Raw genomic sequence first — 13807 nt, forward strand, 5'->3', positions numbered from 1 at the left:
CTGTCGAGTGTCGGATCGATACCGAAAATCTCGAGTTGTCCGAGGCAGGCCGGCAATTCGCCGCCCATTTGCTCAAAAAACAAGCAAAGGCAATAGCTGTTTCATCCTGTTGCAGCCCGCACACAAGCCTGCGCCAACCCTGTGTTAATATCGCGCCCCTGTTCATTTTGTATGTGGGTTGCTCCATGAAGTTGTCCATGCCGCGATTCGATCAAGCCCCAGTCTTGGTGGTCGGTGATGTCATGCTCGACCGTTACTGGCATGGCGGAACCTCACGGATTTCCCCTGAGGCTCCGGTGCCGGTCGTTAAAGTCGAGCAAATCGAAGATCGTCCGGGCGGTGCCGCTAACGTTGCCTTGAACATTGCCGCGCTGGGTGCGCCGGCGTCCCTGGTCGGTGTGACCGGTGACGACGAAGCCGCCGACAGCCTGAGCAACAGTCTCAAGGGCGCGGGCGTACGTGCCTTGTTCCAGCGCATTGCGCACCAGCCAACCATCGTCAAGCTGCGGGTCATGAGCCGGCACCAGCAACTGCTGCGTATCGACTTTGAAGAACCGTTCGCCACTGACGCACTTGCCCTTGGCTCGCAGGTCGATGACTTGCTTGAAGGCGTCAAAGTGCTGGTGTTGTCCGACTACGGCAAAGGTGCATTGAGAAACCATCAGGCCCTGATCCAGGCGGCACGCGCCAAAAACATCCCGGTGCTGGCCGACCCGAAAGGCAAGGACTTCTCGATCTATCGTGGCGCCAGCCTGATTACCCCGAACCTCAGTGAATTCGAAGCCATCGTCGGCGGTTGTGTCGATGAGCACGAACTCGTCAGCAAGGGTGCGACGCTGATGCACGACCTGGAACTCGGCGCCTTGCTGGTAACACGGGGCGAGCACGGCATGACGTTGCTACGCCCTGATCAGCCAGCGCTGCACCTGCCTGCCCGGGCCCGTGAGGTATTCGATGTGACCGGTGCCGGTGATACTGTGATTTCCACCCTCGCGGCAGCCATCGCAGCCGGCGAAGATCTGCCCCACGCGGTGGCTTTGGCCAACCTGGCAGCGGGCATTGTCGTTGGCAAACTTGGTACGGCGGCCATCAGCGCCCCGGAATTGCGGCGCGCGATTCAGCGTGAAGAGGGGGCCGAGCGCGGCGTGTTAGGTCTTGAGCAGTTGCTGCTCGCAGTGGCCGATGCACGGGCGCATAACGAAAAGATCGTGTTCACCAATGGCTGCTTCGACATTCTGCATGCCGGTCACGTGACCTATCTGGAACAGGCACGGGCCCAAGGCGATCGACTGATCGTCGCAGTCAACGACGATGCGTCGGTCAGTCGCCTGAAGGGGCCGGGTCGCCCGATCAACAGTGTCGATCGGCGCATGGCCGTGCTGGCTGGTCTTGGGGCGGTGGACTGGGTGATCAGCTTCCCTGAAGGCACGCCGGAAAACCTGCTACGCGAAGTCAAACCGGATGTGCTGGTCAAGGGGGGCGATTACGGGATCGACCAAGTGGTCGGCGCGGACATCGTGACGGCTTATGGCGGCACCGTGAAAGTGCTGGGGCTCGTGGAAAACAGCTCGACAACGGCGATTGTCGAAAAAATCCGCAGTCGCTGATCAGATGAATTTTTGCCGTTGTGTACTGCGTGTGAACGGATTTTGCCTTGGGGATCGAGCCGTTTCCGATGATGTTGGCAAAGTTGAGTCCGCTGCGCTTGCCCGCTTACGTCGCGTGGTCAATTAACTTATGAAAGTCATGCTCCTGGTGATGGACGAGCAGCGGGTCATTCTCGACCGGCTCTACGACATCGTTCAGCAGAATTGTGATGAGTGTTTCATCTATCGTTTGAGCAAGCAGCAACAGATGAACCTGGGGCCGTTTCTGGCCTCGGTTGATTATCAAACCTTCGATCGTGTGGTGATCTTCTCCCGGGTCAAGCGCCTGACCAGGCAATTGCGGGTGCTCAAGTGCATTCCCGGGTTGATCTTTCTCGAACACGACGCGTACCAGAACTACATGCCTGCCAGTAAATACCGTGGCGTGTATTCGCGTCTCTATCGTCGTCTTCCGAGTTGTCGGGCGTTGGTGTCCGGTGCCGTGGTTGCCCGCAAAATGCTGGCTGAAGGCATTGATACAGCGTTCGTTTCAAAGGGTTACGACGAACAGATGCTGCACAACACCGGTGTCGAGCGGGACATTCCCATCGGCTTTCTCGGTAGCCTGAAAAGTACCGAGTATGCCCAGCGCAAAGCGCTGCTCGAGTCGTTGGCGCAGCGTACCGGCATGCTGGTGACCCGGACCGAATCGGGCTCGGAGTATCTGGAAACGCTCAATCGCATCAAGATTTTTGTCAGCGCCGACATCGGCATGAACGAATTCATGATCAAGAACTTTGAAGCCATGGCCTGCGGTTGCGTATTGCTGGCCTGGAGTCAGGGCGAAGAAGACCAGTTGCTCGGCTTCGAAGATATGCACAACACGGTGTTTTATCGCAGCGAAGCGCAAGCACTGGAAAAGATCAAACTGCTGCAGGACGACCCGGAGTTGGCGCAACGTATCGCCAGCAATGGACAGGTGTTCGCACAAAGTCGCTATTCCTTTGCCCGTGTGGGTCAGACGTTGGCTGCTGAAATCCAGCGCGAGATGCGCCCATGGCAATCGCCTTCGGCGCTCACGCGGTTCTGGGTGAAGTTACGTTACGGGATGAAGGTGCCGTTCTGAATGATGGACGAACACATGGCGCTGGACGCGCTACCCGGCGGTGACCAGTCTGTTCTGGACGCGTTGCCTGAGCCTTTGCGCGAGTGCTTGGGCCGTGCCGCTCGTGTCGTACTGATCGCCAACAATCCGGCTATTACTGTGGCGGATTTTCAGGCGCTTAACCTTGGCGTCGACGATGTCGTGGTCAGCTTCAATACCTGCATCAAGGCTCCGCTGCTCGACTCGCGGAGCGTGAATGTCTTCGTGCACGGGTACAACGCACCGGATGCGTATTTTTTCGGCCTTCCCTACGGGCCGGATGTGCAGCGGCTGTTCGAGCAGGCAAGTGAGCGCTGTTTCACCTTGCTGGTGGGCTGCGCCGCGCCGATGTGTCCGTTGCCGCGGGTAGCCATGTACTGGGATCGCATCCCCTTGCCGCCGCTATGGCACTATCCGGTCGATCGTCCGGGAGGCAAGCGTTACGTCGGGCCCTCCACGGGTTTCAACACGCTGGTGCTGTTCGATTGGTTGCGCGGCCATACCGGTTATACCTATCAGCTCATGACCCTGGGTTTTTCCAACGAGGCCGGAAAATTGTGGGGTGGCCATGCCTGGGATTATGAGCGGGACTGGCTACGGGCGTCGGACGTCTTCGTGGTCCCTCTGCAGCCACGTCGCTGGTGGCAAAAGCTGCTTCGCCAAAAATAAAAGGTGCTGTTGAGTGTTGAAAATTGCCGTGGCTTTTTTCGGGATCCCGAGAAACTCGCAAATTTGCTTTCCTTCCATCGAGCAGAACGTACTGGCGCAGTTGCCTGTTGGCAGCGACGTAAAGTGCTTTTATCACCTGTACAAAATCGATGAAGTGCAGAACACGCGATCTGGCGAGAAAGGCGAACTGGCGGCTGACAACTATCAGCCGTTCGAGACGATGACGGGAGCGCTGACTTCCACTGAAGACGTGTTGGAGCGTTGGGATTTCGAGCAGGTCAAAGCACAGGGCGATACCTGGGCTGATGACTATGCATCGCTGCGCAACCTGATCTTTCAGCTCAACTCACTGCACACTGTCACTACGATGATCGAATCCTTCAGTCCGGATTTCGTTGTCTTCGTGCGACCAGACAATTTTTTCCACAACCCGCTTCCCGCCTATGTGTTCAATCACCAGGAAGCCAGACGGCACAATGCCTACATTCCTGACTGGCAGTGGTGGGGCGGGCTGAATGATCGATTTGCCATTTGTGGGCGCGATACCTACGTCGCGTATGGCAAACGGATCGAGCGCATCTTCGACTTCTGCCGCGCGACGGGAAGAAAGCTGCACTCCGAGCGCCTGCTCAAATATGCATTGCAGCAGGCGGGCACCAAGATTTGTACGCTACCGACCCAGGCCTCCCGAGTTCGGATCACCGGCGCCTTTGCCGAAGAATCGTTTTCGGCCAAGCGCGGCATGGGCAAGCGCGAAAATCGTTACTTCCATTTCTTCGCAACACTGCGCACATGGATGGATCGTCGTCGCTAGTTGGCTATTTGCTCGCGCGTTTCTTGCCGATACCCACCAGACGCAGAGCCTTGAGACTCAATTGCTTGAGTCCTGGGCGAGGGGGCTCTGCCGGTTGCAGTCCCTGCTGCACGAGCCAGTCTTTCCAGCGAATCCGCTCTTCGCGCACGACCCACCCTTCCTGGCTCGCAAAGCTCTCGGCCAGGTAGAGTCCGCGGGTGCTGGCCGGCATGAGTTTGTCGCGCTTGAGGGTGTACAACTCGGCCACTGGCGCGCCGTCCTTGAGCGGCATCAAGTACAGGTCCGGGCGTTTGCGGTCGAGCCGCGCTACCAGTTGATCACCCTCCAAACGCTCATCGACGTGGAACAGGCTCAGGGATTTGGCTTCCTTGGGCACCTCCAGCCGCAGGTCATAGATCAATTGCAGTGACGCGGTTGGCAAATGCACATACGCCCGCGGACGTTCCAGCAATTGCAGATTGGCGCAACGAATGGGCCGCGCCGAGCCGGACAGCGGCGTCAGGCGAAACGGCAGGGCCTCGCGATAATGCAGCGCGGCTGAGTAGGGCGCCGGCAGCCACGTATCGTTGAAGCGCCCGCCGAGCCAGCCTTCCGGGGTTTCCAGCAGACACTCTTCGGCGATCTCTTGAATGGCGGTGTGCAGCGGGATGTTCAGTTCGTGGGCCGGCACGTAACCGGAAATCAACTTGAGCACCACGTCGCCGCGATCCTGGCGCCGCTGACGCACCAATACCCAATAGTCGCGACCCTGCCAATGCAGGGTCAGTCGCACCGACACCCCGAGGTTCGCCAGTTCCAGTGAGAAGCGCTCGGTGTCGGCCACGCTGACCGGTTTGCGCCGCTGCAAGGTCTGGGTGAAATTCAGCGGCATACCGACGCTCTGATACGTCAGGCCTTCGGGCGTTGCTTCGACGAACAGTGGCAGCGTCTTGAAGTTGCTCGGGTTCTTTCTGATGAGCGTGCGCGCCATATCGGCTCCTGCTTAAGGCCGCGAAGCGGCGTCAATGACCACGAAGGACTTGGGCAACGGTCGCAACGTTATGGGCGAGGTGCAGCGGATTGATCGTCCCGACAATAGCACTGGCTACGCCAGGCTGGGCAAACAGCAACTCGAAGCTGGCCTGCACCGGATCCACGCCCGGGCTCAGGCAAACGTGACCGCTGGCCAAGGCTTTTTTCACCAGGATGGCCTTGCCGTGAGCAGCAGCATAGTCAATGACAGCCTTCTCGTTTTGTTCGTTCAGATTGTAGGTGACCATCGCGCAGTCGCCTTGCTCCAGTGCTTTCAAACCGCCTTCGACGGTTTTGCCGGAGAAACCGAAGCCGCGGATCTTGCCTTCAGCCTTGAGCGCCGCGAGCGTGGCGTAAACCTCTTCGTGGTCAAGGATGGCGATGTCGTTGCCATCGGAATGCACCAGCACCAGATCGATGAAATCGGTTTCCAGACGTTGCAGGCTGCGCTCCACCGACATCCGGGTGTGCGCTGCGCTGAAGTCGTGGCGGGACTCGCCGTTGGCGAACTCTTCACCAACCTTGCTGACGATCACCCAGTCCTGACGCTGACCACGCAACAGTGGGCCGAGGCGTTCTTCGCTGCGCCCATAGGCCGGGGCGGTGTCGATCAGATTGATGCCCATGTCCCGAGAAAGTTTGAGCAGCCTGCGCGCGTCGTCGTCGTCGGGAATCTGGAAGCCGTTGGGGTATTTCACGCCTTGATCACGGCCGAGTTTGACGGTGCCCAGGCCCAACGGCGAAACCATCAGGCCCGCGCTGCCCAATGGGCGGAGCAAGTCGTGCAGGGTTGCAATCGTCATGGCAGCAGTTGCTCCCAGGCCGGAACGCCCATGAGTGGTTTCGGCAGCGGCGGTAATGGCTCGGCGGCTTGCGGCTGGATACCGTCGCGTTGCAGCGAAGCGATCACGCGATCAGCGAAGTCCGGTGCGAGCGCCAGTTTGGTGGGCCAGCCGACCAACAGGCGCCCCTCTTCGGCGAGGAAGGCGTTGTCCGGGCGCGTCAGGCCGGTTTGCAGCGGTTCGGCACGGTCGACGCGCAAGGTCGCCCATTGCGTGGTGCTGAGGTCGATCCACGGCAACAACTGAGCGATTTCTTTTTGCGCCGTGGCGATCTGCTCGGCAGGTTCTCGAGCCACGCCTTCGCTTTCGGCGATGTCGCCGCCCATGTACCAGACCCACTGACCGTCTGCGGCCGGATGGGTTGTCACGGTGATGCGCGGTTTGGTGCCACCGCCCAGGCAGTGGGCGTACAGCGGTTTCAGACCCGGACCTTTGGCGATGATCATGTGCAGCGGACGGCGTTGCATGGCCGGTTGGCTTAGGCCCAGAGCTGTGAGCAGTTCAGCGGTACCGGCGCCGGCACTGAGGACGATGCGCTGGGCGCGGATTTCGCGACCGTCGACGTTCAGGCCGACCAGCACGCCCGCTTCGAGCAGAGGCTCGATGGTGCGTCCGGCCAATAGGCCATCGCCGGCCAGATCGGCCAGACGCTGGATCAGGCCCGGCACATCCACCACCAGTTCGGCGAGACGATAGACCTTGCCCTTGAAACGCTTGTCTTGCAGGGCGGGAGGCAGTTGTTCGCCTTTGACCTGATCGACACGGCCGCGCACGGCTTTGCTGGCGAAGAAACTGGTGAGGTTGCCGGCGAGGGTGCCGGGCGACCATAGGTAGTGAGCTTCGGACAGCAAGCGCACGCCAGACAGATCCAGCTCGCCGTTACCCGCCAGCGCTTCACGCCAGCGCCGTGGCATATCGGCGATGGCTTCCGAGGCGCCGGTCAGCGCACCGTGCAGCGCGTACTTGGCGCCGCCGTGGATGATGCCTTGGGATTTCAGACTCTGCCCGCCACCGAGGCTGGCGCTTTCCACCAGCACGGTCGAAAAACCCTGACGACGCAGGCGTGCATTCAGCCAGAGGCCGGCGACACCTGCGCCGACAATCAGAACGTCGGTGGAAATAACGGATGGCATGCAGCGACCTCAGTGTTCAAGACGAGGGCGCAGTATACAGACTCGGGAAAGAGCGGGATTTGTCGATGATCAACAGGGCTGACGCAAAACCAATGTGGGAGCGAGGTTGGCGTTAATGGCCGGCGGTTTTCGAGAAGAGCTGGATGACGACGACACCCAGGACAATCAACGCCATCCCCAGCATCGCCGGCAGATCCAGCTTCTGCCCGTAAACGAACAGCGCCGCGACACTGACCATGACGATCCCCATTCCGGCCCAAACGGCGTAAGCGACACCCACCGGCACCGTTCGCACCACCAGCGTCAGCATCCAGAAAGCGATGCTGTAGCCAACAATCACCAGAATCAGTGGCAGGGGTGTGCTGATGCCTTTGACCGCCTTCATCGAAACGGTGGCTATCACTTCGGCGCAAATGGCGATGGCCAGGTAGACGTAGGCGTTCATGGTTCAAATCCTCATGGAAAATGTTGCTTGCTGAGGCGGCATTCTAGTGACTCCTCAGATGGGGTAAAGTCATTACCTATCTGTTCTAGAGATAGGTTGGTGGATCAGCATGCAGTGGAATCTCGATCAGTTGCGGGTGTTTGTCGACGTCGCTGAGCAGCGCTCGTTCTCCGCCGTAGCGCGGCGGCAACGCAAGGCGCAGTCAGCCATCAGCAGCGCGATTGCGATGCTGGAGGACGACTTGGGGGTCAGCCTGTTCCAGCGTAGCAGCGGGCGTCAACCCAGCCTCACCGAAGCGGGTGAGGCGCTGCTTGAAGAGGCGCGGGAAGTGTTGCGGCAATGCGAGCGCCTTAATGGTCGGGCCATGGCGATGATGCGCGGCCAGGAGGCGCAATTACGCGTGGCTCAGGATGAGGCGATGCCGTACCAGGCGCTGGTGGAGAGTTTCGGCGCGTTGGCCGAGCATTTCCCCAGCCTGGAAGTGCAACTGACCAGCGCCGCCCAAGGCGAAGTGGCGCGCAAACTGGTGGAGCACCGCGCCGATCTCGGGTTGCTGTTCTATCACGATGAAATCCCCGAGGCACTGGAACGTCGGGTACTGGGGCGCGTGGAGATGGTCACCGTCTGCGGGATCAATCATCCCTTGGCGGCGCAGTCCTACGTCACCTGCCAGCAAATGGCGCAACATCGGCAACTGTTGATGTCGACGCAAAACAGTGTTTACCCCGGCAACGATCCGGCCAGCCCGCAGGTGTGGCGCGCCGACAGCTTCTATGTAATGGCCGAGTGGCTGGTGCGCGACCTGGGCTGGGCGTGGTTGCCACGGCATGTCGTGCAGTATTCGGCCTATCAGGGCTTGATGGTCGAGCTCGACAGCGAATGGACGCCGCCGGCGCTGGTGGTCGAGTTGGTCTGGCGCCGCGACGAGCCGCTCGGCCCGGCCGCGCGCTGGCTGGCAGAGCGTTTTGCCGTGCACTTGCGGGCCATCGGCGACAAAAGCCGATAAACTCCGCCGCCATGAATAGAACTCTCTACACCGCGCTGTTTTACCTGGGGCTGCCATTGGTGGCGATTCGGCTATGGCTGCGGGCGCGAAAAGCACCGGCGTATGCCAAACGGATTGGCGAACGTTTCTCCTATGGCATGCCGGCGTTGCAACCCGGTGGCATCTGGGTGCATGCGGTGTCGGTGGGCGAAAGCATTGCGGCGGCGCCGATGATTCGCGCCTTGCTGCAACGTTATCCACAATTGCCGATGACCGTGACCTGCATGACGCCGACCGGCTCGGAGCGAATTCAGGCCCTGTTCGCCAACGAACCGCGCATCCAGCATTGCTACCTGCCGTATGACTTGCCGTGTGCCGCAGCGCGTTTTCTGGAGCGTGCGCAGCCGAAGCTGGCGGTGATCATGGAAACCGAGCTCTGGCCCAACCACATTCATCAGTGCGCCAAACGCGGCATTCCAGTGGCGTTGGCCAATGGGCGATTGTCTGAACGTTCGGCCCGGGGTTATGGCCGCTTCAGCAAGCTGACCGCGCCAATGCTCGCCGAGATGAGTTTTTTTGCCGTGCAGACCGAAGCGGAAGCCCAGCGCTTCCGTGATCTGGGCGCGCGTCCTGAAACGGTCGAAGTGACGGGGTCGATCAAGTTCGACCTGACCATCGACCCGCAACTGCTGCAGCGCGCTGCCGAATTGCGCGGCCAGTGGCAAGCGCTGGAACGTCCGGTGTGGATCGCCGCCAGCACTCACGAAGGCGAAGACGAAGTGGTGCTCAACGCCCATCGTCAGTTACTGGCCAGCTATCCGAATGCACTGTTGATTCTGGTGCCGCGTCATCCGGAGCGTTTCAACTCGGTGCTTGAACTGTGCCAGCGCGAAGGCTTCGCCACGGTGCGCCGCTCCACCGACGCTAACGTCGCGGCTGAAACATCGGTGCTGCTCGGCGACACCATGGGCGAGTTGCTGTTTCTCTATGCCTTGGCCGACAGTGCATTTGTCGGCGGCAGCCTGGTGCCGAACGGTGGGCACAACCTGCTGGAACCGGCCGCATTGGCGAAACCTGTAATCAGCGGCCCGCACCTGTTCAACTTCCTCGACATCGCCGCGCAGATGCGTGAAGCCGGCGCGTTGGTTGAGGTGGATGATGCCGAAGGGCTGGCAGTGGAAGTGCGGCGCTTGTTCGAACTGCCGCGCGATGCGCAGCGCATGGCTGAGGCGGGGCTGAATGTGATGCGCCGCAATCAGGGGGCGTTGCAGCGTTTGTTGGATGGGTTGGGGCGCTTGATCAAGTAACCCTACACAAAAAAAGATCGCCGCCTGCGACAGCTCACGTCGCAGGCTGTGATCTTTTGTTTTTTAAGGCCGCGCCTTGAGCTGCGCCTCAGCAGCCTTGGCCAGATCCGGCGGCAAGAAGTCCTTGTCCGGGTTGTAGTCGGCTTTCAGATAGCGCGTCAGATCCTGCAAGTCACCCGGGTTCAACGTGCCTGCTGCCTGCTTCAAGCGCAGGTTGTCGAGGATGTAGTCGTAGCGGGTGTTGTTGTAGTTGCGCACCGAGGTGTACAGCTGACGCTGGGCATCGAGCACATCGACGATATTGCGTGTACCCACCTGATAGCCGATTTCCGTGGCTTCCACCGCGCTCTGGTTGGAGATGATCGACTGGCGGCGCGCCTGTACCTGCTCGACATCGGTGTTCACCGCACGGTGCAGGTTGCGAGTGTTCTCGACGACTTGCCGGCGCAGGGATTCGCGCTGCTGTTCGCTCTGATTCAGTTGCTCGTAAGACTGGCGCACTTGCGAGCTGGTCAGCCCGCCGCTGTAGATCGGGATGTTCAGTTGCAGCCCCAGCGTGCTCTGTTCGACGTTGCCACGGTACGGCGTGCCGAAGGCGTTCGGATTGGAGAACCCGAGGGCGTCGTTGTCACCTTTTTCGTATTTGGCCACGGCGTCGAGGGTCGGCAAGTGACCGGCCTTGCGTTGCTTCAGGGTCTGTTCGGCGGAGCTGACGGCGTAGTTGCTGGCCAGCAGATTAAGGTTCTGTTTCGCTGCCGTGTCGACCCAGGCCTTGGCGTCGTTTGGCGCTGGCGGCAGGATCGGCAGCGTGTGGACGATGCCCTGAATCGAGTTGTACTGACGGTTGGTCAGGGTGATCAGCGCTTCGAATGCATCATCGACCTGACGCTGGGCGACGATCCGGTTGGCCCGTGCGGTGTCGTAGCTGGCCTGCGATTGCAGCACGTCCGTCTTGTCCGACAGGCCAACATCGAAGCGCTCGTTGGACTGGTCGAGTTGGCGCTTGAACGCCGCTTCTTCCGCTTTGGTCGAGGCCAGGTTGTCCTGGCTGCGCAGCACGTTGAAGTAGCTTTCGGCCGATTGAAGGATCAGGTTTTGCTCAGTGGCAGACAGTTGCAGCGCCGCCTGTTCGTTGACGTCTTTGGCGGCCTGGTACTGGAACCAGCGATCAGCGCGGAACAATGGCTGGGCCAGGGTCGCCTGATAGGAATGGGCACTGCGGCTGGCGGTGGCCGAAGGCTGGTCGATCGAGGTGCGCACGTTGGCGACTTCTGCCCCACCGGACAGGTTCGGCAGCAGCCCGGCGCGGGCCTGCGGTACGACTTCTTTCTGTGCACCGTACTGGGCGCGAGCGGCGGCGAGGTCGGCATTGTTGTCGACCGCTTCCTGATAGACGCTGACCAGATCGGTTTTGGTCGACAAGGGCGCTTCTGCTGCCCAGGCCATTGCGTTGGACGCACAAGACACGGCAAGAGCCAGTGAAAGTTTGCGCAGCATGAGGCGATCCCTAGCAAATATTATGGAAATAATCCGGGCGCCAAAGGTAAGGCGCGGCCCATGCAGCGTCAAGGCGCAGCATGGCGTAGCGAGTGTAGTTGGGCATTGGGGCTGCAACAATCCTGCAAGCACCGGCAATTGCGCCATTCATCATGGTGTTTGCCGCGGTGTTGGCGTTCTTTGCCGCTTGTGTCTAGACTGGCCGGGTTCTTGTCGGGGTGCCTTGCTATGAGGCTGAGATCGAATAATTTCGGATCCCGTTGAACCTGATCAGGTTAGCGCCTGCGTAGGGAACAAGATTTCTCGTCACCCGGCGAGTCCTCTTGTGCTTCGTCCGGGATATTGTTCGACAATCGAACGCTCGACGACGATGCACAGCACCGGTCCTGGTGCGTCCGTGCCTTTCAGGTTCTGCTCCGACAATCCACTGCCTGGATGCTGTCTGGAGAGCCCGTGATGACGACAAAATCAAAAAACGCGATCAACCTGAGTGACTCGGCCAAGGTCGACGAGCAATCGGTCAAACCGTTCACCCGTTCGCAAAAAGTCTACGTTCAGGGCTCACGCCCGGACATCCTCGTGCCCATGCGCGAAATCACCCTCGATGTGACCCCGACCGACTTCGGCGGCGAGATCAATGCGCCGGTCACCGTTTACGATACTTCGGGTCCGTACACCGACCCGAACGTGGTGATCGACGTGCGTAAAGGTTTGGGCGATGTGCGTTCGGCCTGGATCGACGACCGTGGCGACACCGAGCGTCTGGCCGGTCTGAGTTCGAACTTCGGTCGCGAGCGCCTCGCTGATCCTGAGTTGACCAAGCTGCGTTTCGCCCACGTCAACAACCCGCGTCGCGCCAAGGCCGGCGGCAATGTCACCCAGATGCACTACGCGCGCAAAGGCATCATCACGCCCGAGATGGAATTCGTCGCCATCCGCGAAAACATGAAACTCGAAGTCGCGCGTGCGGCCGGTTTGCTCGATCAGCAACACGCCGGCCATAGCTTTGGCGCCAGTGTGCCGAAAATCATCACGCCCGAGTTTGTCCGTGAAGAGATCGCCCGCGGCCGCGCGATCATTCCGGCCAACATCAACCACACCGAACTGGAACCGATGATCATCGGCCGTAACTTCCTGGTGAAGATCAACGGCAACATCGGCAACAGCGCCCTGGGTTCGTCCATCGAAGAAGAAGTGGCGAAACTGACTTGGGGTATTCGCTGGGGCGCGGACAACATCATGGACTTGTCCACCGGCAAACATATTCACGAAACCCGCGAGTGGATCATCCGTAATTCGCCCGTGCCGATTGGTACCGTGCCGATCTATCAGGCCTTGGAAAAAGTGGGCGGCGCGGCCGAAGACCTGACCTGGGAGTTGTTTCGCGACACACTGATCGAGCAGGCCGAGCAGGGGGTCGACTACTTCACCATTCACGCCGGTGTCCTGCTGCGTTATGTGCCACTGACCGCCAAGCGCGTCACCGGCATCGTCTCCCGTGGCGGTTCGATCATGGCCAAGTGGTGCCTGGCGCATCACAAGGAAAACTTCGCCTACACGCATTTCGAAGAAATCTGCGAAATCATGAAGGCCTACGACGTCAGCTTCTCGCTCGGCGATGGCCTGCGTCCGGGCTCGATTGCCGACGCCAACGACGCAGCGCAGTTCGGTGAGCTGGAAACCCTCGGCGAATTGACCAAAATCGCCTGGAAGCACGACGTGCAAACCATGATCGAAGGCCCTGGCCACGTGCCGATGCAGTTGATCAAAGAGAACATGGACAAGCAGCTCGAGTGCTGCGACGAGGCACCGTTCTACACCCTCGGCCCGCTGACCACCGACATCGCGCCGGGCTACGACCACATCACCTCGGGCATCGGTGCGGCGATGATCGGCTGGTTCGGTTGCGCGATGCTGTGCTACGTGACGCCGAAAGAGCACTTGGGTTTGCCGAACAAGGATGACGTGAAGACCGGGATCATCACCTACAAGATCGCCGCGCATGCCGCCGACCTTGCCAAGGGGCACCCGGGCGCGCAGATCCGCGACAACGCTCTGAGCAAGGCGCGTTTCGAATTCCGTTGGGAAGACCAGTTCAACCTCGGTCTGGACCCGGACACCGCCCGTTCGTATCACGATGAAACGCTGCCGAAGGACTCGGCGAAGGTCGCGCACTTCTGCTCGATGTGCGGGCCGAAATTCTGCTCGATGAAGATCACTCAGGAAGTCCGTGAGTACGCGGCCAACCAGCGTATCGAAGCGGTCGACGTGGACGTCGCCCGAGGCCTGGCGGAACAGGCCGAGCGGTTCAAGAAGGAAGGCAGTCAGCTGTACAAGAAGGTTTGATCTGACCTGAGAAGGTGGCGCCTGCAAG

General features: G+C 60.2%; 12 protein-coding genes and 1 riboswitch. Of the genes, 7 read left to right on the plus strand and 5 right to left on the minus strand.

Annotation, left to right across the window (positions count from 1 at the left end; translation table 11 throughout):
- Positions 1-185: 185 nt before the first annotated feature.
- The 4 genes from hldE to ACIOU6_RS18780 all read left to right on the plus strand — a co-directional run bounded on the left by hldE (position 186) and on the right by ACIOU6_RS18780 (position 4213).
- Positions 186-1607, plus strand: coding sequence for a bifunctional D-glycero-beta-D-manno-heptose-7-phosphate kinase/D-glycero-beta-D-manno-heptose 1-phosphate adenylyltransferase HldE (gene hldE / locus ACIOU6_RS18765; protein WP_401138589.1), 1422 nt, complete (start codon positions 186-188; stop codon positions 1605-1607).
- Between the two features lie 130 nt (positions 1608-1737).
- The gene (locus ACIOU6_RS18770; RefSeq protein WP_221731234.1) at positions 1738-2712 is read left to right on the plus strand and encodes a glycosyltransferase; all 975 of its coding nucleotides are present in this window, start codon (positions 1738-1740) and stop codon (positions 2710-2712) included.
- Entirely contained in the window at positions 2713-3399 is a 687-nt protein-coding gene (locus ACIOU6_RS18775; protein ID WP_401138590.1) for a hypothetical protein, read from the plus strand. It begins immediately after the preceding gene.
- A gap of 13 nt (positions 3400-3412) precedes the next feature.
- Positions 3413-4213 carry a hypothetical protein gene (locus ACIOU6_RS18780; RefSeq protein ID WP_221731232.1) on the plus strand — a complete coding sequence of 267 codons (801 nt, stop codon included), beginning with the start codon at positions 3413-3415 and terminating at the stop codon, positions 4211-4213.
- A 4-nt stretch (positions 4214-4217) separates the two neighbouring features.
- On the opposite strand, the gene ACIOU6_RS18785 is transcribed toward ACIOU6_RS18780, so the two are convergent.
- The 4 genes from ACIOU6_RS18785 to ACIOU6_RS18800 all read right to left on the minus strand — a co-directional run bounded on the left by ACIOU6_RS18785 (position 4218) and on the right by ACIOU6_RS18800 (position 7644).
- Positions 4218-5183 carry a metal ABC transporter ATPase gene (locus ACIOU6_RS18785; RefSeq protein ID WP_221731231.1) on the minus strand — a complete coding sequence of 322 codons (966 nt, stop codon included), beginning with the start codon at positions 5181-5183 and terminating at the stop codon, positions 4218-4220.
- Positions 5184-5214: 31 nt separating this feature from the next.
- Complete coding sequence (locus ACIOU6_RS18790) at positions 5215-6027, minus strand: aldo/keto reductase (RefSeq protein ID WP_401138591.1); 813 nt, start codon at positions 6025-6027, stop codon at positions 5215-5217.
- Positions 6024-7199, minus strand: a complete 1176-nt coding sequence (locus ACIOU6_RS18795) for an FAD-binding oxidoreductase (protein WP_221731229.1) — start codon at positions 7197-7199, stop codon at positions 6024-6026. Before ACIOU6_RS18795 ends, ACIOU6_RS18790 begins: the two co-directional genes overlap by 4 nt.
- A gap of 112 nt (positions 7200-7311) precedes the next feature.
- A complete protein-coding gene (locus ACIOU6_RS18800; RefSeq protein ID WP_221731228.1) occupies positions 7312-7644 on the minus strand; it encodes a multidrug efflux SMR transporter in 333 nt (110 codons plus the stop codon).
- 109 nt (positions 7645-7753) lie between these two features.
- On the opposite strand from ACIOU6_RS18800, the gene ACIOU6_RS18805 reads away from it, so the two are divergent.
- Positions 7754-8650 carry a LysR family transcriptional regulator gene (locus ACIOU6_RS18805; protein WP_401138592.1) on the plus strand — a complete coding sequence of 299 codons (897 nt, stop codon included), beginning with the start codon at positions 7754-7756 and terminating at the stop codon, positions 8648-8650.
- 11 nt (positions 8651-8661) lie between these two features.
- Positions 8662-9936 carry a lipid IV(A) 3-deoxy-D-manno-octulosonic acid transferase gene (gene waaA, locus ACIOU6_RS18810; RefSeq protein WP_221731226.1) on the plus strand — a complete coding sequence of 425 codons (1275 nt, stop codon included), beginning with the start codon at positions 8662-8664 and terminating at the stop codon, positions 9934-9936.
- A 63-nt stretch (positions 9937-9999) separates the two neighbouring features.
- Here waaA and ACIOU6_RS18815 read toward each other — a convergent pair whose 3' ends face one another.
- Complete coding sequence (locus tag ACIOU6_RS18815) at positions 10000-11433, minus strand: TolC family outer membrane protein (protein ID WP_401138593.1); 1434 nt, start codon at positions 11431-11433, stop codon at positions 10000-10002.
- Between the two features lie 204 nt (positions 11434-11637).
- Positions 11638-11743, plus strand: a riboswitch (TPP riboswitch).
- Positions 11744-11889: 146 nt separating this feature from the next.
- Between ACIOU6_RS18815 and thiC the strand changes: the two genes are divergently transcribed.
- A complete protein-coding gene (thiC, locus tag ACIOU6_RS18820) occupies positions 11890-13779 on the plus strand; it encodes a phosphomethylpyrimidine synthase ThiC (RefSeq protein WP_401138594.1) in 1890 nt (629 codons plus the stop codon).
- Positions 13780-13807 lie beyond the last annotated feature (28 nt).

The sequence above is a fragment of the Pseudomonas sp. NPDC087615 genome (genome assembly GCF_044743445.1).
Classification (GTDB): domain Bacteria; phylum Pseudomonadota; class Gammaproteobacteria; order Pseudomonadales; family Pseudomonadaceae; genus Aquipseudomonas; species Aquipseudomonas baetica_A.

What these genes read in the sequence shown, in the direction of transcription:
- hldE (WP_401138589.1), top strand. Translation starts at nt 186, where the DNA reads ATGAAGTTGTCCATGCCGCGATTCGATCAAGCCCCAGTCTTGGTGGTC.
- ACIOU6_RS18770 (WP_221731234.1), top strand. Translation starts at nt 1,738, where the DNA reads ATGAAAGTCATGCTCCTGGTGATGGACGAGCAGCGGGTCATTCTCGAC.
- ACIOU6_RS18775 (WP_401138590.1), top strand. Translation starts at nt 2,713, where the DNA reads ATGATGGACGAACACATGGCGCTGGACGCGCTACCCGGCGGTGACCAG.
- ACIOU6_RS18785 (WP_221731231.1), bottom strand. Translation starts at nt 5,183, where the DNA reads ATGGCGCGCACGCTCATCAGAAAGAACCCGAGCAACTTCAAGACGCTG.
- ACIOU6_RS18790 (WP_401138591.1), bottom strand. Translation starts at nt 6,027, where the DNA reads ATGACGATTGCAACCCTGCACGACTTGCTCCGCCCATTGGGCAGCGCG.
- ACIOU6_RS18795 (WP_221731229.1), bottom strand. Translation starts at nt 7,199, where the DNA reads ATGCCATCCGTTATTTCCACCGACGTTCTGATTGTCGGCGCAGGTGTC.
- ACIOU6_RS18800 (WP_221731228.1), bottom strand. Translation starts at nt 7,644, where the DNA reads ATGAACGCCTACGTCTACCTGGCCATCGCCATTTGCGCCGAAGTGATA.
- ACIOU6_RS18805 (WP_401138592.1), top strand. Translation starts at nt 7,754, where the DNA reads ATGCAGTGGAATCTCGATCAGTTGCGGGTGTTTGTCGACGTCGCTGAG.
- waaA (WP_221731226.1), top strand. Translation starts at nt 8,662, where the DNA reads ATGAATAGAACTCTCTACACCGCGCTGTTTTACCTGGGGCTGCCATTG.
- ACIOU6_RS18815 (WP_401138593.1), bottom strand. Translation starts at nt 11,433, where the DNA reads ATGCTGCGCAAACTTTCACTGGCTCTTGCCGTGTCTTGTGCGTCCAAC.
- thiC (WP_401138594.1), top strand. Translation starts at nt 11,890, where the DNA reads ATGACGACAAAATCAAAAAACGCGATCAACCTGAGTGACTCGGCCAAG.